This is a genomic window from Streptomyces sp. NBC_00385 (assembly GCF_035917155.1).
Taxonomy (GTDB): domain Bacteria; phylum Actinomycetota; class Actinomycetes; order Streptomycetales; family Streptomycetaceae; genus Streptomyces; species Streptomyces poriferorum.
In genome coordinates, this window is sequence record NZ_CP107951.1 from 6,744,576 (window position 1) to 6,762,167 (window position 17,592).

The 17,592-nt window shown below is 71.1% G+C and carries 12 protein-coding genes; 3 read left to right on the plus strand and 9 right to left on the minus strand.

Going from position 1 to position 17,592, the window contains the following annotated elements; genetic code table 11:
- Positions 1–11: 11 nt before the first annotated feature.
- The gene (locus OG959_RS30085) at positions 12–1,739 is read right to left on the minus strand and encodes an alpha/beta fold hydrolase (RefSeq protein ID WP_326663527.1); all 1,728 of its coding nucleotides are present in this window, start codon (positions 1,737–1,739) and stop codon (positions 12–14) included.
- Positions 1,740–2,062: 323 nt separating this feature from the next.
- Here OG959_RS30085 and OG959_RS30090 point away from each other — a divergent pair, with 323 nt between their 5' ends.
- A complete protein-coding gene (locus OG959_RS30090; protein ID WP_326663528.1) occupies positions 2,063–3,106 on the plus strand; it encodes an esterase/lipase family protein in 1,044 nt (347 codons plus the stop codon).
- A 103-nt stretch (positions 3,107–3,209) separates the two neighbouring features.
- Here the strand turns inward: OG959_RS30090 and pgl are convergent, their stop codons facing one another.
- Genes pgl through tkt form a run of 5 tightly spaced genes read right to left on the minus strand, consistent with a single transcriptional unit; the run spans position 3,210 to position 9,798 of the window.
- Positions 3,210–3,995: a 6-phosphogluconolactonase gene (pgl, locus tag OG959_RS30095; protein WP_326663530.1), complete on the minus strand. Its 786-nt coding sequence runs from the start codon at positions 3,993–3,995 to the stop codon at positions 3,210–3,212.
- Entirely contained in the window at positions 3,992–5,008 is a 1,017-nt protein-coding gene (opcA, locus tag OG959_RS30100) for a glucose-6-phosphate dehydrogenase assembly protein OpcA (RefSeq protein ID WP_326663532.1), read from the minus strand. Before opcA ends, pgl begins: the two co-directional genes overlap by 4 nt.
- Complete coding sequence (gene zwf / locus OG959_RS30105; RefSeq protein ID WP_148015892.1) at positions 5,005–6,537, minus strand: glucose-6-phosphate dehydrogenase; 1,533 nt, start codon at positions 6,535–6,537, stop codon at positions 5,005–5,007. The genes opcA and zwf overlap by 4 nt, the downstream gene beginning before the upstream one ends.
- A 5-nt stretch (positions 6,538–6,542) precedes the next feature.
- A complete protein-coding gene (gene tal / locus OG959_RS30110; RefSeq protein WP_326663533.1) occupies positions 6,543–7,661 on the minus strand; it encodes a transaldolase in 1,119 nt (372 codons plus the stop codon).
- A gap of 34 nt (positions 7,662–7,695) precedes the next feature.
- Complete coding sequence (tkt, locus tag OG959_RS30115) at positions 7,696–9,798, minus strand: transketolase (RefSeq protein ID WP_326663534.1); 2,103 nt, start codon at positions 9,796–9,798, stop codon at positions 7,696–7,698.
- 475 nt (positions 9,799–10,273) lie between these two features.
- Here tkt and OG959_RS30120 point away from each other — a divergent pair, with 475 nt between their 5' ends.
- Both OG959_RS30120 and OG959_RS30125 read left to right on the plus strand, forming a co-directional pair.
- A complete protein-coding gene (locus OG959_RS30120; protein WP_219570172.1) occupies positions 10,274–11,221 on the plus strand; it encodes a heme o synthase in 948 nt (315 codons plus the stop codon).
- Between the two features lie 98 nt (positions 11,222–11,319).
- Entirely contained in the window at positions 11,320–11,676 is a 357-nt protein-coding gene (locus OG959_RS30125) for a hypothetical protein (RefSeq protein ID WP_326663537.1), read from the plus strand.
- Between the two features lie 83 nt (positions 11,677–11,759).
- Here OG959_RS30125 and OG959_RS30130 read toward each other — a convergent pair whose 3' ends face one another.
- The 3 genes from OG959_RS30130 to OG959_RS30140 all read right to left on the minus strand — a co-directional run bounded on the left by OG959_RS30130 (position 11,760) and on the right by OG959_RS30140 (position 17,465).
- A complete protein-coding gene (locus OG959_RS30130; RefSeq protein ID WP_442805658.1) occupies positions 11,760–14,204 on the minus strand; it encodes a glycosyl hydrolase family 95 catalytic domain-containing protein in 2,445 nt (814 codons plus the stop codon).
- Positions 14,205–14,346: 142 nt separating this feature from the next.
- Entirely contained in the window at positions 14,347–16,164 is a 1,818-nt protein-coding gene (locus OG959_RS30135) for an alpha-galactosidase D (protein WP_326663539.1), read from the minus strand.
- A 125-nt stretch (positions 16,165–16,289) separates the two neighbouring features.
- Positions 16,290–17,465 carry an ROK family transcriptional regulator gene (locus tag OG959_RS30140; RefSeq protein WP_326663540.1) on the minus strand — a complete coding sequence of 392 codons (1,176 nt, stop codon included), beginning with the start codon at positions 17,463–17,465 and terminating at the stop codon, positions 16,290–16,292.
- Between the last annotated feature and the right edge of the window lie 127 nt (positions 17,466–17,592).

The window sequence follows — 17,592 nt, forward strand, 5'->3', positions numbered from 1 at the left end:
CGGCGGCGCCGCTACCGGGCCGTCGTGCGCTCCCGCACCGCGACGAGGTGCCGCGCGACCTCGTCGGGATGGGTCAGCTGCGGGTAGTGGCCCGCCGACGCGATCTCGGTGACGGGCAGTTCACCGGGCTCCTCCAGCGGGTCCTGCGACCCGATGACCAGTTCCACGGGAACCGCGACCCGGTGCACGGCGCTCCGCAGAACACCGCGGTGCCCGTACGCCGCACGCAGGGCGGAGACCACCCGGAGCGCCGCGCCCGACCGCCTCAGGTCGTCGACGGGCCCGTGGAGGAAGGTGTCGTCGGACAGGCCGAGAGAGCCGGCCAGCCGTTCGGCGGTCATCCGGCTCAGTACGGGCACGGCGAGAGGGGAGCGCATCAGCCACGAGGACGCCGGCTGCAGGAAGGCGGGGGAGACGAGCACCAGCGCGGCGACGCGCTCCGGATACCGCAGCGCATACCGCAGGGCGGGCCCGCAGGAGTACGAGTGGGCCACCAGCACCGGCCGGCTCCGCACGGGCGCCAGCAGGGCGGCGAGCCAGTCGTCGTGCGACTGCCGGGGCTCGGGCGTGGACCGGCCGAACCCCGGAAGGTCGGCCGCCAGGGCAGGGGTGTCCACCCGCTCGGCCACCGGTGACCAGGAGTCGGCGTCGATCGGCAGTCCGTGCAGGAACACGAATCCGGGTCGCTCCCGCTCGCCCACCACCCAGGTCCGGTCCGCGCCGACCTGCTGGAACCCGTACGCCGCCCGTGGTGCCCGGACACGGCCGAAACGGGTGGCGACCAGGTCGTCGGCCCAGTCGCGCAGGGCATCGCGCACCGGCGGCATCTCCAGGCCGAAGGAGTCCGCGAGATCCCGCGCGGACGCCGTGTCGTACCGGTCGCTGGAGAGGAAGGACAGGGTCTCCGGGTTCGCCCTCGTCAGAGAACGGGGCAGCCGCTTGACGACGCCGACCGGGACCGAGCGGCGCGGAGCACGCACGCCCATGTGCTCGGCGAACAGGGCGACGAGCCGCGGCAGTTCCGGCGTGGCGTCGTCCAGCAGCCAGTAGGTGCCGTCAGCGCTCTCACGCCGCTCCGGAAGGGAGGCCAGGAACTGTACGAAGTAGTCGAGCACCACGACGGGCAGGAAGATGTCCGGCCCCCCGGGCAGCGCCACGAGCCGGCCCCGCCAGAGCTCCCCGACCAGATCCGCCAGCCCGACGGACTGACCGGGGCCGATGACGGTGCTCGGGTTGGCGACGCTCAGCGGGACGCCGAGTTCACGGGCGCGTGCCCGCACCACCGCGTCGCCCTCGCGCTTGGACGCCTCGTAGGCGCCGTCGCGCCGGTAGTCGGGCGACGCGGCTTCGGCCGCGGCCATCCGGTAGCCGCTGATGTGCACCAGCCGCCGCAGCCTCGGACGGGCCGCCGCCCAGTCGACGACATGCCCGGCGCCCTCGACATTGACCGGCCTGGCCTCGGCCGGGGTCATCCCGAAGGCGAAGCGTGCCGCCGTGTTGTACACGTCCCGGACCTCGTCCAGGCCGTGTTCCGGGAGGCCGAGCCCCGGCCGGGTGATGTCGGCCGGTACGACGGTGAGCCGGCCGGTGTCCACCCGCTGCTCATCGAGCCATCGCAGGAGCCGGTCCCCGCTGCCGTGGACGGCAGCCGCGACGTGCTGGTCCCGGCGCAGGAGCTCCCCCACCAAGGAGCGGCCGATGAAGCCGCCGGCACCGAAGACAACCGAGTTCGCAGGCATGCCATCTCCTTGCGGCCGTGTACGAGTTGGCGTCTGGCGTCACGGAACGGAGCGGGCGCACCGGCCCGGACACGACGCCCTCACCGTACCCGAGCTGTCACTGAGTGTGAACAAAGCCCGGTGAGGTGTCACTCGAACGCGCAGCGGTCCGCGCGCCGGCCCCCGTCCGGCGCGCGGGGCGCGCGCCGTGCCGGGCCAGGACGGGAACGCGCCGGCTCCCGTGCCAGGGGGCCACCGGCGCGGTGGCGCACCACCGCAACGGATGACCCATCTCAGCTCGCGTCCCGGCCCGGGCCGCGGGAAACCGTCCGGGAGGCCCCTTCATGCAGTCCCTGCCCCTCCGCCCGAACGACTCGACAAGGCCTGCGCACGTCAACCATCCGCACGGCCGGGCCGGCCGCCGCCGGTTCCGGCCGACGGCCGCCCTGCTGACCGTCCTCGTCGCCGTGTTCCTCGCGGCGGCCGCCACCGCACCGCGGGACCGTCCCCCGCTCACGACCGCGTCCGGAGACGGGCCGGGCATGGCCCACCTCCTCTGGGAGCGGGCGTTCGTGGCCTCCACCGAGCATCCCGACGCCCCGCCACCCGGCGCCGACGACTGGACCTGCGAACCCCGCACCCGGCATCCCCGCCCGGTCGTCCTCGTCCACGGCACGTACGAGAACGCGTACAACAACTGGAGCGCCCTCGCGCCGCTGCTCCGGGCCGACGGTTACTGCGTCTTCGCCCCCAACCTCGGCGCCCCGCGGGGCGATGTCGTCAAGGGCAGGGCCGCAGTCCCGCGGTCGGCCCGGGAGCTGGCCCGTTTCGTCGACCGGGTCCTCGACCGGACGGGAGCCCGCCAGGCCGATCTGGTGGGCCACTCCCAGGGAGGCGGCATCCTGCCGCGCTACTACCTGAGATTCGCCGGAGGCGCCGATGCCGCCGATCCCGCCCGCAACAAGGTGAGTCACCTGATCGGCATCGCCCCGGCCAACCACGGCAGCACCGTCTCCGGACTTGCCACCCTCGCGCAGCGGCTGCGGATCCTCGCCCCGGCAGCCCGGTTCGGCGGCCAGGCGCTCGCCGACCAGACCATCGGGTCGGCCGTCAACACCCGGCTGGACGCGGGCGGTGACACGGTGCCGGGCGTGCGGTACACCACGGTGGTCACCCGGTGGGACAGGATCGTGACCCCCTTCGAGCGGCAGTACCTTCGTCCCGCGCTCCCCGCTGACCCGGTCACCAACATCACCGTCCAGGACATCTGCCCGCAGGACCGGACGGGCCACATGGGCAGCCCCTACGACCCGGTCGTCCTGCGGCTCGTACGCAACGCACTCGACCCGACGACGGCGCGCCGGCCCGACTGCACCACCGCGTTCTGAGGCGTCGGCCGGACGGGCGACGGCCCCGTTCGGCGCGGGCATGCGAACGGCCCGGCCCGCCCTGGCGAACTCCAGGGGCGGGCCGGGCCGTTCGGTACGCCTCTCAGGCGGACGCCGGCGGGTACAGGGCGCGCGGCAGCTGCGAGGCCGCCGCCGCGTCCAGCAGCCACAGCGTGCGGCTTCGACCGTACGCACCCGCGGCCGGGGCCTGGATCTCCCCGGCACCCGACAGGGCGATGGCAGCGGCCTCCGCCTTGTCCTCGCCCGCCGCGAGCAGCCACACCTCGCGTGCCGCCCGGATGGCGGGCAGCGTCAGCGAGACGCGGATGGGCGGCGGCTTGGGCGCGCCGTGCACACCGACGACGGTGCGCTCGGTCTCCCGTACCGCGGGCAGCTCCGGGAAGAGCGAGGCCACATGGGTGTCAGGGCCGACGCCCAGCATCAGCACGTCGAACACCGGCACCGGACCGTGGTCCTCCGGACCGGCCGCGGCGGCCAGTTCGGCGGCGTACGCGGCCGCTGCCGCGTCGGCGTCCGGGCCGCAGGGCCCGTCCGACGCGGGCATCGCGTGCACCCGGGCCGGGTCCAGCGGCACCGAGTCCAGCAGGGCCTCGCGGGCCTGCGTGACATTGCGCTCCGGATCGCCGTCCGGCAGGAACCGCTCGTCGCCCCACCACAGGTCGAGCCGCGACCAGTCGATCGCGTCCCGCGCGGGCGCGTCGGCGAGCGCGGCCAGCAGGCCGTTGCCGTTGCGGCCGCCCGTGAGCACCACCGAGGCGTAACCGCGTGCGGCCTGGGCGTCCACGATCTTCGTGATCAGCCGGGCCGCCGCGGCCTGCGCCATCAGCTCCTTGTCGCGGTGCACGACGAGCTGCGGGACGACGCTCACTTCGACGCCGCCTTCTTCGCCGGCGCGGCCGTCTTCTTGGCGGCGGCCGCGGTCGGGCCGGAAGGAGCGGCGTCCTTGGGCTTCGCCGCCTCCCCGAGCCGCTCCACGCCGAACTTCACCGACGACTCGTACGTGTTGTCCGGGTCGAGCCGGCGGAGCTCCTCGGCGAGCAGCTCCGCGGTCTCCCGGCGCTTGAGCGCCACCGCGCGGTCCGGCTGGCCCACCATGGAGAGGGTCGCCAGCGAACCGTCGGCCCGGTCCAGCACGATCGTGCCGGACTTGGTCTCCATCCGGACGGCCGTCAGACCGGGACCGGCGGACATGGTGCGCTCGACCGGGACCTGCAGCCGGTCCGCGAGCCACATGGCCAGCAGCTCGCAGCTCGGATTCTCGGACTCGCCCTCGACCGTCGCCGAGACGACGTCCACGGCCTGCTGGTCGAGTGCGGCGGCCAGCATCGAACGCCACGGCGTGATCCGGGTCCAGGACAGGTCCGTGTCCCCGGGGGTGTACGACTTCGCGCGCACCGACAGTTCGGCACTCGGCTGCTCCGCCGAGTACGCGTCCGTGATCCGGCGCTGGGCGAGCGCGCCCAGCGGGTCCTTCGCCGGATCGGCGGGCGCCGCCTCGGGCCACCAGACCACGACCGGGGCGTCCGGCAGCAGCAGCGGCAGGACGACCGACTGGGCGTGGTTGGCCAGTTCGCCGTGGAGCCGGAGGACCACGGTCTCGCCGGTACCCGCGTCGGAGCCGACCCGGACCTCGGCGTCCAGCCGGGCGTCACGCCGGTTGCGCGGCGAACGGCTGACCCGCTTGATCACCGCGATGATCCGCGAGGGGTGCTCGCGCGAGGCGTCGCCGGCCGACCTGAGAGCGTCGTAGGCGTTCTCCTCGTCGGTGACGATGACCAGCGTGAGCACCATGCCGATCGCCGGGGTGCCGATGGCACGGCGGGCCGACACCAGCGCCTGGTTGATCTTGCTGGAAGTGGTTTCCGTGAGATCGATCTTCATGGCCGGCGCCAGCTCCGTCCGTCTCGTGCGAGCATCTCGTCCGCCTCGGCCGGGCCCCAGGTGCCCGCCGGGTACTGCGCGGGCTTGCCGTGCTTGTCCCAGTACTGCTCGATCGGGTCGAGGATGTTCCAGGAGAGTTCGACCTCCTGGTGGCGGGGGAAGAGGTTGGCGTCGCCGAGCAGCACATCGAGGATGAGCCGCTCGTAGGCCTCCGGGCTGGACTCGGTGAAGGACTCGCCGTAGGCGAAGTCCATCGTCACGTCCCGGACCTCCATCGAGGTGCCGGGCACCTTGGAGCCGAACCGCACGGTCACGCCCTCGTCCGGCTGGACCCGGATGACCAGGGCGTTGCCGCCCAGCTCCTCCGTCGCGCCGGACTCGAACGGGAGGTACGGGGCGCGCTTGAAGACGACCGCGATCTCCGTGACCCGGCGGCCGAGCCGCTTTCCGGTACGGAGGTAGAACGGCACGCCCGCCCAGCGGCGGTTGTTGATCGTCAGCTTGATCGCGGCGAAGGTGTCGGTCTTCGACTTGGGGTCGATACCGTCCTCCTCCAGATAGCCGAGGACCTCCTCGCCGCCCTGCCACGCGTGCGCGTACTGACCGCGCACCGTGTGCTTGCCCAGGTCGTCCGGCAGCTCGACGGCCGTGAGCACCTTGAGCTTCTCGGCGACCAGGGCCTTCGGGTGGAAGGAGCCGGGCTCCTCCATCGCCGTCAGCGCCAGCAGCTGGAGCAGGTGGTTCTGAATGACGTCACGGGCGGCGCCGATGCCGTCGTAGTAGCCGGCCCGGCCGCCGATGCCGATGTCCTCGGCCATCGTGATCTGGACGTGGTCGACGTAGCTCCGGTTCCAGATCGGCTCGAACATCGTGTTGGCGAACCGCAGCGCCAGGATGTTCTGGACCGTCTCCTTGCCCAGGTAGTGGTCGATCCGGAAGACCTCGTTGGGCGGGAACACGTCGTGCACGAGCTGGTTGAGCTCCTGCGCGCTCGTCAGGTCGTGGCCGAAGGGCTTCTCGATGACGGCACGCCGCCAGGAACCCTCCTTCTGGTCGGCCAGCCCGTGCTTCTTGAGCTGCTGGACGACCTTGGGGAAGAACTTCGGCGGCACGGAGAGGTAGAAGGCGAAGTTGCCGCCCGTCCCCTGCGCCTGGTCCAGCTCCTGGATGGTCGCCTTCAGGGTCTCGAAGGCCTCGTCGTCGTCGAAGTTGCCCTGGACGAAGCGCATCCCCTGGATGAGCTGCTGCCAGACCTCTTCACGGAACGGCGTACGGGCGTGCTGCTTGACGGCGTCGTGGACCTCCTGTGCGAAGTCCTCGTCCTGCCACTCGCGGCGCGCGAAACCGATGAGCGAGAAGCCCGGCGGCAGCAGGCCGCGATTGGCCAGGTCGTAGACGGCGGGCATCAGCTTTTTACGGGACAAATCGCCCGTGACGCCAAAGATGACCAGGCCCGACGGCCCCGCGATACGCGGGAGCCGTCGGTCCTGGGCGTCACGGAGCGGGTTGGCTCCGGGAACACCAGACAAAGTGGTCAGCCCTCCGAAGGGGCGAGGCGCTTGAGCTCCGCCTCGGTCGAGTTGAGCAGGTCGATCCAGGCGGCCTCGAACTTCTCGACGCCCTCGTCCTCGAGGAGCTGGACGACGTCGTCGTACGAGACACCCAGCTTCTCGACGGCGTCGAGCTCGGCGCGGGCCTGCTCGTAGGTGCCGGCGATGGTGTTGCCCGTGATCTGCCCGTGGTCCGCGGTCGCTTCCAGCGTGGCCTCGGGCATGGTGTTCACCGTGCCGGGGGCGACCAGGTCGTCCACGTACAGCGTGTCCTTGTACGCGGGGTCCTTCACACCGGTGGAGGCCCACAGCGGACGCTGCTTGTTGGCGTGCGCCTTGTCGAGCGTGGCCCAGCGGTCCGAGGAGAAGACCTCCTCGAACGCCTGGTAGGCGAGCCGGGCGTTGGCGAGAGCCGCCTTGCCCTTCAGCGCCTTGGCCTCGTCGGTGCCGACCGCGTCGAGACGCTTGTCGATCTCGGAGTCCACGCGGGAGACGAAGAACGAGGCCACCGAGTGGATCTTGGAGAGGTCCAGGCCCGCGGCCTTCGCCTTCTCCAGACCCGCCAGGTAGGCGTCCATGACCTCGCGGTAGCGCTCCAGCGAGAAGATCAGCGTGACGTTGACGCTGATGCCCTTGCCGATGACCTCGGTGATCGCCGGCAGGCCGGCCTTCGTCGCCGGGATCTTGATGAGCGTGTTCGGCCGGTCCACCAGCCAGGCCAGCTGCTTGGCCTCGGCGACCGTGGCCGCCGTGTGGTGCGCCAGACGCGGGTCGACCTCGATGGAGACCCGGCCGTCCTGGCCGTCCGTGCTGTCGAAGACCGGACGCAGGATGTCGGCGGCGTCACGGACGTCCGCCGTCGTGATCATGCGGATGGCCTCGTCCACGGTGACCTTGCGGGTGGCGAGGTCCGTGAGCTGCTGGTCGTAACCGTGGCCCTGGGAGATCGCCTTCTGGAAGATCGACGGGTTGGTCGTGACACCCACGACGTGACTCTGGTCGATCAGCTCGGCGAGGTTGCCGGAGGTGATCCGTGTGCGGGACAGGTCGTCGAGCCAGATCGCCACGCCCTCGTCGGAGAGGCGCTTGAGTGCGTCTGTCATGAGAATTGCATCTCCTACTAGTCGTATAACGGCGTCAGCGCGTGACGGCGGCGAGAGATTCCCGGGCGGCGGCCGCGACGGCCTCGCCCGTGAAGCCGAACTCGCGGAAGAGGACCTTGGCGTCGGCCGAGGCGCCGAAGTGCTCCAGCGAGATGATCCGGCCGGCGTCACCGACGTACCGGTACCAGGTCAGGCCGATGCCCGCCTCGACCGCCACGCGGGCCTTCACGGACGGCGGCAGGACGCTGTCCTTGTACGCCTGGTCCTGCTCCTCGAACCACTCGACACACGGCATCGACACCACACGGGTCGGGATGCCGGCGGCCTGGAGCTCCTCGCGCGCCTCGACGGCGAGGTGCACCTCGGAGCCCGTGCCGATCAGCAGGACCTGGGGCGCCGCGCTGTGCCCGTCGGGCGTCTCGGCCTCGAACAGGACGTAGCCGCCCTTGACCGCGTTCTCGTTCGCCTCGTACGTCGGCACACCCTGGCGGGTCAGCGCCAGACCGTGCGGAGCACCCTTGCCGAACACCTTGGTGTAGCGGCGCAGGATCTCGCGCCAGGTGAGGGAGGTCTCGTTGGCGTCGGCCGGGCGGACCACGTTCAGGCCCGGGATGGCGCGCAGCGAGGCCAGGTGCTCCACCGGCTGGTGGGTCGGGCCGTCCTCGCCGAGACCGATGGAGTCGTGCGTCCACACGTACGTCACCGGCAGGTGCATCAGCGCGGACAGCCGTACGGCGTTGCGCATGTAGTCGGAGAACACCAGGAAGGTGCCGCCGTAGATGCGGGTGTTGCCGTGCAGCGCGATGCCGTTCATGGCCGCGGCCATGGCGTGCTCGCGGATGCCGAAGTGGATCGTGCGGCCGTACGGGTCGGCCTCCGGCAGCGGGTTGCCGGCCGGGAGGAACGACGACGTCTTGTCGATCGTGGTGTTGTTCGAGCCCGCGAGGTCGGCGGAGCCGCCCCACAGCTCGGGCACGATCTCGCCGAGCGCCTGGAGCACCTTGCCGGAGGCGGCGCGGGTGGCGACGCCCTTGCCGGGCTCGAAGACGGGGAGCTTGTCCTCCCAGCCCTCGGGCAGCTCGCCCGCGGAGATCCGGTCGAATTCGGCGGCGCGCTCCGGGTTGGCGGTGCGCCACGCGGCGAACGACTTCTCCCACTCGGCCTTGGCCTCGCGGCCGCGGTCCAGTGCCTCACGGGTGTGCGCGATGACCTCGTCGGCGACCTCGAAGGTCTTCTCCGGGTCGAAGCCCAGTACCCGCTTGGTCGCGGCGACCTCGTCGTCGCCGAGCGCGGAGCCGTGCGAGGCCTCGGTGTTCTGGGCGCTCGGCGCGGGCCAGGCGATGATCGAGCGGGCCGCGATGAACGACGGGCGCTCGGTCTCGGCCTTGGCGGCCAGCAGCGCCTTGTACAGACCCGCCGGGTCCAGGTCGCCGCTGGGCAGCTGGTCGACGCGCTGGACGTGCCAGCCGTACGCCTCGTAGCGCTTCAGGGTGTCCTCGGAGACCGCGGTCTCCGTGTCGCCCTCGATGGAGATGTGGTTGTCGTCCCACAGCAGGACCAGGTTGCCCAGCTTCTGGTGCCCGGCCAGCGAGGACGCCTCCGCGGAGATGCCCTCCTGGAGGCAGCCGTCGCCGGCGACGGCCCACACCATGTGGTCGAAGGGGGAGGTGCCGGGGGCCGCCTCCGGGTCGAACAGGCCGCGCTCGTAGCGGGCGGCCATGGCCATGCCCACGGCGTTGGCGACGCCCTGGCCCAGCGGGCCGGTCGTCGTCTCCACGCCGGTGGTGTGGCCGTACTCCGGGTGGCCCGGGGTCTTCGAGCCCCAGGTACGGAAGGCCTTCAGGTCATCGAGCTCCAGGCCGTACCCGGCCAGGTAGAGCTGGATGTAGAGGGTCAGGCTGGTGTGGCCCGCCGAGAGCACGAACCGGTCGCGGCCGGTCCACTCCGCGTCGGCGGGGTCGTGCCGCATCACCTTCTGGAAAATGGTGTACGCGGCGGGAGCCAGGCTCATGGCCGTACCCGGGTGGCCGTTTCCGACCTTCTGTACGGCGTCCGCGGCGAGGACGCGGACGGTGTCCACGGCCCGCTGGTCCAATTCGGTCCACTGGAGGTCTGTGGTGGTCGGCTTGGTGCTCACCCTGAGTCAGGGCTCCTCTCCACTGTCGTAAACCGGTGACTGTGACCGCACCGGACATTGCCGAGCCTACCCCCGTCAGCACCCGCGATTTCCGGCTCCTTCCAGGGTGCGGGCGGCCCGTCGAATCCGCCTCCCGTATGAGCGCGGAGCCTCACCGATGGGCCCTCTCCGATGAGCGTGAGGGCTCACTCCTGAGGCCTCCGATGAGCGCCGGGAGCCACTCCTGAGACCACCTCGCCGAGTGGGTCGGCGCACATCTGTACGAGCGGTGCGCGGTCCCTAGCCGCCCCGTACCCCGCCGGGGCGCGGGCGGGCGTTCGCACGGTTGCCGCGGCAACGCCCCGCGCCACATCAACACGACCCCACCCCCGCGAAGGGCGGCCTGTCCCCAACGTCTACAGTGGTCTGGTTCGCGCAAGTCTTTACCGGGCCTTCACGCCCGGAGCTTGCTGGGATTTCTCTGTCAGGGGTGTGCGTGACGGCCGTCGAGTCCCGACCCGCAGGGGTCGCCTTGACTCCGAGCCCGGGGGGCCATCGCCCGTTCGGGGCCCGTGTCAAGGCATTCGTGGCGCTGACCAAGCCTCGGATCATCGAGCTGTTGCTGATCACCACTGTTCCGGTGATGTTCCTGGCCGCTCAGGGTGTACCCGACCTGTGGCTCGTGCTCACGACCACGATCGGCGGATACCTGTCCGCCGGCGGTGCCAATGCACTGAACATGTACATCGACCGCGATATCGACGCGTTGATGGACCGTACGTCGCAGCGCCCGCTGGTCACCGGAATGGTGAGCCCGCGCGAGTGCCTGGCCTTCGGTATCGCCCTCGCGGTGATCTCGACGGTCTGGTTCGGGCTGCTGGTGAACTGGCTGTCGGCGGCACTGTCGCTCGGCGCCCTGCTCTTCTACGTCGTCGTGTACACGATGATCCTGAAGCGCCGTACCTCGCAGAACATCGTCTGGGGCGGTATCGCGGGCTGCATGCCGGTGCTCATCGGCTGGTCCGCCGTGACGAACTCGATGTCCTGGGCCGCGGTGATCCTCTTCGCCGTCATCTTCTTCTGGACGCCGCCGCACTACTGGCCGCTGTCCATGAAGGTGAAGGACGATTACGCGCGGGTCGGCGTTCCCATGCTGCCGGTCATCGCGTCCAATCGGGTGGTGGCCCGCCAGATCGTCCTCTACAGCTGGGTGATGGTGGCCGTCTCGCTGCTGCTGACCCCGCTGGGCTACACCGGCTGGTTCTACACGGTGGTGGCGGTCCTTACGGGCGGCTTCTGGCTCTGGGAGGCGCACGCCCTGCTGAGCCGGGCCAAGTCCGGCGTGACGGGCGGGAAGCTCAAGGAGATGCGGCTGTTCCACTGGTCGATCACCTATGTGTCCCTGCTGTTCGTCGCCGTGGCGGTGGACCCCTTCCTGCGGTAGCACCTCCTCCGTATGACCTGCCGACGGGCGGGGAGCGTGGCACAGGCCACGCTCCCCGCCCGTCGCACGTCGCTCTACCCATCGGTAGCATCCTGTGCATGGCAGAGACGGCTGAGACCCAGCAGGTGGACAGCAAGCAGGCGGCACGCGCGGAGCGCAGGGCGGCCAGGCTGGCCAAGCAGATCGGTGCGTTCGCGAAGGCGCACGGCGGTGCCGAGGGGCAGCTCGCCTACATCGGACAGATGGGCACCCGCATCGTCCTCGTCGGTGAGGACGGCGGCTGGGGCGACCTCGTCGCCCCCTCGTACGCGGTCGCCGAGAGCGCCGCGCAGAAGTCCGGGATCACGATGCACGAGTCCTTCGACGGCGAGTTCGCCGCGAAGGTCCACACGGGCCCCTACGAGTGGACCCGGATGGCCGGTATCCAGATCGGCGGCCCGGCGAACAAGGCCTGAACGGCGAGGGCGGGTGCGGCGGGACTTCTGTCCTGCCGCACCCGCCCGTCCATCTGGGGCGAGGGTTCAGCCGTCGGCGCGGGTCACCGGAAGTTCCGCAGGGTGACCGAACCGCCGGGCCGGAGCTCCACGTCCCGGGTGACTCCGCCCGCCGTCACTCCGGTCCGCCGGCCCCCGACGCTGCGGACGGTGACCTCGCGGACCCGGCCGCCCCGCCAGCTCAGGTCCACGGTGAAACCGCCGCGCGCCCCGACGCCGGTCACGGACCCGGAGTCCGCCCAGGCGGCCGGCAGCGCCGGAAGCAGCTCGATGTGTCCGGGGCGTGAGTAGAGCAGCATCTCGATCACCGCGGCCGCGGTGCCGAAATTGGACTCGATCTGGAAGATCCCCCGCCCCTTCGCGGCCTCGTAGATGTCGAAGAGGTTCATCGCGCTGCCGTTGGCGCCGTCGACGGAGGGCCGCAGATTGGTGGCGATCAGCCGGTAGGCGTTCTCCGCGTTCTTCAGCCGCGCCCAGCACAGCGAGCGCCAGGCGTTGGCCCAGCCGAAGTTCTCCATGCCGCGCGCGGTCAGCAGCTCGGTCGCTCCCTTCACCAGCGCGGCGGGCGAGGCGCCGGGGCGGATCCGGTCGCCGGGGAACAGGCCGACCAGCGGTGAGAGGTGGCGGTGGGTGGTCTCGCCGAGGTTGTCGGGGGACATCCACTCCTGGAGCCAGCCGGTCTTCGGGCTGACCTCGGGAAGGTACAGCCGCTCCTGGAGCGCGGCGAGCGTCCTGCCGTACGCGGCGTTCCGGCCGAGCAGCGCACTGGCCTCCCGGAAGTGGGCGAAGAGGTCGCGCACCAGCTCCTGGGCGTAGGTGTTGCCGCGGGTGTCCTGCGGCCCGTGCTCGGGGGACCACTCCTTGTCCGCGACGAGGACCTCGCGCTGCTCGCCGGTCGTGGCGTCGGTGACCGTCATCGGGACGAGCCGGGCCTCCCAGAACTCGCAGGCGCCCTGGAGGAGCGGATAGATCTTCGACAGATGTCCGCGGTCCTGCGTGTACTCGTAGTGCTCCCACAGCGTGTTGCACAGCCAGGCGTTGCCCGCCGGGTGCCACCACCAGCCCAGTCCGCCGTAGATGTTGGTGGAGAACGCCACGGTCCAGCCGGCGATCTTTCCCGAGGTGTTGCGGAAGCGGTTGCGCGGGTCGTTGAACAGGCGCCGGGTCAGGTCCGACCAGACCGGCAGCTGGGAGACGCAGTAGTCGGTGAACGCGTCGAAGCTTCGCGTGAGGGCGGTGCGGTCGGCCATCCAGTAGTTCATCTGGATGTTGATGTCGGTGTGGTAGTCACCCATCCAGTCCGGGTCGTTCCCGTCCAGCCACGGGCCTTGGAGAGCCACCGGGAGGCTGCCGCGGGAACTGCTGATCATCAGATAGCGGCCGAACTGCACGTACAGCGCTTCGAGCTCCGGGTCCGGCTCGTCCTGCTGGGTCCTCGCCTTCAGCCGCTCCCAGGTGTCGAGCGCGCGCTGCGCGTCCGTGGAGGACCCGAGCGAGAGACGCATGCCGTCGAACTGCTCGCGGTAGTCGGCCACATGGGTGTGCAGCAGCGCGGTGGGCGGAAGGGACACGGCGTCGCGCACCTTGGTCCCGGCGAGGGCGGCCGGGTCGAGATCCGCGTTGCGGTATCCGTCCCGCGGGTCGGGCGAGTAGTTCGTGCCGCCGCTGAACACCAGCGTCAGATCGGCGCACCGGGTGAAGACGATCTTCGAGCCCGTGACGGAGACGGACCCGCTCGCACTGTGCGCGGTGAGGGCGGCACCGTAGCGGAGCCCGTTGGCGAACCGGGCGTCGAGGGACAGCGTGGTGAGGGCGCCGTCGCCCGAGGTGGACTCGCCGTGCGTGCCGTCGAGCGAGACGGTGCCGGTGTAGTGACCGCCGCCGCGCTGGGTGAACTGCACGACGATCACGTCGTCCGGGGCGCTGGCGAAGACACGGCGCTGATACGTCACACCCGAGCGGAGGTATCCGGCGGTGACCAGGCCCTGGGCGAGGTCGAGTTCACGCCGGTATTCGTGGACCGAGCCGAGATCGTGGTCCGGGATGTCCACCGTGACGTGCGCCAGCTGGGTGAGGCTGCCGAAGTCGTCCCGCCCGTAGGGGAACTGGCCGTCCTGGTCCAGGGTGTCGTTGATCTCCCCGGTCCACAGGGTGGCGTCGGTGACGAACAGCAGCTCCTGCGCGGGATCGCTGCCGACGAGGGCGCCGAGCCGGCCGTTGCCGACCGGCAGAGCCCGCTCCAGCATGGTCTTCGGACCGGCCGGGGCGCGGTACCACATCCGGGTGGCCGCGCCCGTCCCGTCCTCGGTCATCGGCGAGGCCGTGGGGCGTCGCGGCGGTGCGGAGGCGGCGAACGCGGGCAGTCCGCCGAGCACCGGGAGCGACGCGGTGGCGGCCGCGAGCGCGAGGGCGCGCCGCCGGCCGATACCGGCGGGGGCCTCGGGGCGTGAGCTGGGCTGCGCAGGGGTGTGCGGGTGCTGGTCGTTCACGGGGGAAGGACTCCATTCCTGCGGACACGGCGATGCGGACGGCACGGGTGCGCGGCAGGCCGGGGGCACGGCGGTGCGCACCCCCGGCCCGCGCGTGGGACGGGCGGTCCCATCCGCGCGGAACCTCGTGGGACGGGCGGTCTCAGGCGCGCGGGACCTCGATCCGGTCGATGTCGGGCGAGTAGCCCGTACCGCTGTCGAAGGTGACGGTGTTGCGGCCCGCCTTCAGCGTGACCGGCACACTGATCGACTCGACCGCGCCCCAGCCGCCGCTCGCCGGGAAGGCCGTCGCCACGGGCGCCCTGCCGTTGGCCGAGATGCCGATCGACCGCGGATCACGTGAGGTGTAGTCGACCTTGACCAGATAGCGGCCGGCCTTCTCGGCCACGACGTCCGTGAACCGGAGCGCGGCGCCGGTGTAGAGGCCGCCGACCTTCTTCGCCCCCGAGCACTCCTCGCAGTCGCCGACGGACGCGGTGCCCGTGACCACGTTGGCCGGGGCCTCCGCCTCGTACGCGGTCGTCCTGAGCTTTTGACCATTCGGGGTGACGGTGAGGAGCCGCGATCCGTGGGCCGGGAGCGCCTCGGTGAGGGAGTCCTTGTGGCGGCCGAGGTCCTCGCCGTTCCACACGTCGCGCACGGTCGCCGCGCCGGTGAAGCCGAGGGACGCCCAGTCGGCGGTGACCGCGGCGGGGGAGTCCCCCTGGTTGAAGAGGGCGACCGTGTAGCTGCCGTCGGGGTTCCGCGAGGCCCAGACCTGTTCGTCTCCGGCCGGTGTGACGGGCTCGGCGGGCCGGCCCGGCTGCTGGTTGATCCTCAGGACCTCGCGGTTGGTCATGAGCGACAGGCCGTAGTCGTCGATCTTCGTGAGGTCGTCCCCGCTGAACAACGGGGACTTGGCGACCGCCCACAGCGTCATGTAGCTCTGTCGCTCGGCCTTGGTCAGACCGCTCATCGCGGCGTTGCCCACGTTGATCGCGTCGAGGTCGTTCCAGCCGCCGGGGCCGGCGTACCGCGTCCATCCGGGAGTGTCGCGCCAGCGGTCCTCGACCGAGTCCTCCCAGGACACCAGCGTGTCGCAGTAGCACTCGACGTCCGTGTCCACGCGCCACCCGTTGGACGTCGCCTTCCAGTCCTTGGCGTAGTCGATGTCCATCGACCAGGAGATCTCCAGGTGGACGGGGCGGCCGGTTGACCTGATGGCCTTCTGCCAGGCGGCCACGTCCGTGCGGTTGTCGTAGTTGTCGCCGCTCTTGAACGACCCGGGGCCCACACCGTCCAGCTTGAGGAAGTCGTAACCCCAGCCGGCGATGAGCTGTGCCTGCGAGTCGATGTACTTCTGGGCGCAGGGCCTGGAGAAGTCGAGCTTGTACGAGCTGTCCCAGCCGTTGGTCGTCCGCAGATCGCTGTAGACGATGTCGGCGGTCGTGCAGTCGTCCGTGTTCCAGACCGGCAGCCTGCCCCCGCCGTACCCCTCCTTCTCCAGGCCCACCGGCAGATAGATGCCGGCCTTGAGGCCCTTGCCGTGGATGCGGTCGGCGACGGCCTTCATGCCGCTCGGGAAGCGCTCCTTGTCCGCCTGCTGGCGCCCGTACCCGTCGAACTCCGGCGTCCAGTCCCAGCCGCGCCACCAGCCGGCGTCGATGTTGATGTACTCGTAGCCGAACTTCTTGAGCTTGGAGGCGAGCGCGTCGGTCTGTTTGCTGACGTTGGCCTCGGTCAGATAGCTGTAGGCGCCGTCCGGATTGACCCCGGGGTACGAGGTGGTCTGCAGGCTCCAGCTGCTCCACCCCATGTACGGCTTCTCCGCCACGGGTGCGGGCGAGGGGGCGGTGGCGGTGGTGCCCGCGGCGGCGGGAGCCGCCTGCGCCGTGGGCACGGCGACGGCGAGGCCGGCCGTGACGGCGAGCACCAGTGCGGAGCGCAGGGTTCTGACGGCGGGGCGGGTGAGTGACCGCATGGAAGATGACCTCTTGCTTTCTGCGCGAAAGGGAAGGGGGTTTCGGCGGTGGTGCGGTGTTCCGGGTGGGCCGGGCCGTGCGCCACGTACCCGGGACGATGCGGTTCCGCATCGTCCACCGCTCCTCATGCGTGTTCGGTACCGATGAAGGACTGGATCGCGGTGGCCGCGGCCCCGCGCGCCCACACCTCGAAGGGGAGCGGGCGGGTCATCACGTCGCACCGCGCGGCGGCGCCGAAGGCGGTCCTGGCGAAGGTGTCGCGAATCTGTCCGGCGAACAGGTCGTAGCCCGCCAGCCCCTCGCCCGAGATGATCACCCGCTGAGGTCCCAGGACGTTGACGACGGCTCCGATGGCGCGGCCGATCGCCTCGCCGGCCCGCGCGTACACCTCCCGGACCCCGGGGTCGCCCCGGTGCGCCAGCCGCAGCGCCTCGGCGGAGTCGGTGACCGGAAGCCCGGTCACCTCGGCCACCCGGCGGACGATCGCGGCGTCACCGGCGATGGCCTCGACGCACCCGGTGTTGCCGCAGTGGCAGGGCGGTCCCTGCGGGTCGATGGACAGGTGCCCGATCTCCCCGGCCACTCCGAACGCGCCGGAGACCACCCTCCCGTGCACCACGAGGCCGCAGCCGATGCCCGCGCCGACGGTCACCAGCGCGAAGTCCGCCACACCCACCCCGGCCCCGAACCACTGCTCCGCCACCGTCAGCGCCCGGACGTCGTTGTCGACCGTCACCGGCAGGCCCGTGGCGGCCTGCGCCAGTTCGGCCAGCGGTACGTCGTGCCAGTCGAGGAACGGCGAGTAGCGCACCAGGCCGGCCGGGCGGTCCACGTCCCCGGACATCGCGAGGCCGACGCCGTACACCGCGACCCCGAACCCGTCGGCCTCCGTGAGGAGTTCCTGGACGAGGGAGCCGGCCGAGGCGAGCACCGAGGCGGGGTCGCGGGCGGTGATCCGGGCGTGCCGGGCCACCCGGATGCGGCAGCAGAGGTCCGTGAGCACCGCGATGATCTCGTCCCCGGTGACCTTGATCCCGATGAACAGGGCCCGGCCGCCGTCGACCCGTACAAGGGTGGCGGGCCGGCCGAGCGAGGGCGGGGCCTGTTCGTCCGCGCCCTCGACGAGATAGCCCGCCGCCATCAGCGGCCGTACCGCCTTGGTGACCGCGGCGGGTGACAGACCTGTCCTGCGGCCGATCTCGGCCCGGGTCAGCGGGCCGTGGGAGAGCGTGGTGGTGAAGACCAGGGAAGCGGCGGGGGTCGGGACCGGGACGGCCTCGGTGCCGGGGAGCGAGGGCATGGCCGAAACGTAGGGCGTCTTCTTTTCTGCTGTCAATAAAAGAAGCACGTTCTTTTGAAATCTCAACTCAGAGCAGCTCACGCTTGCAAATCCCAAATCTGCACGGGGTGTTGACACATGATCGAAG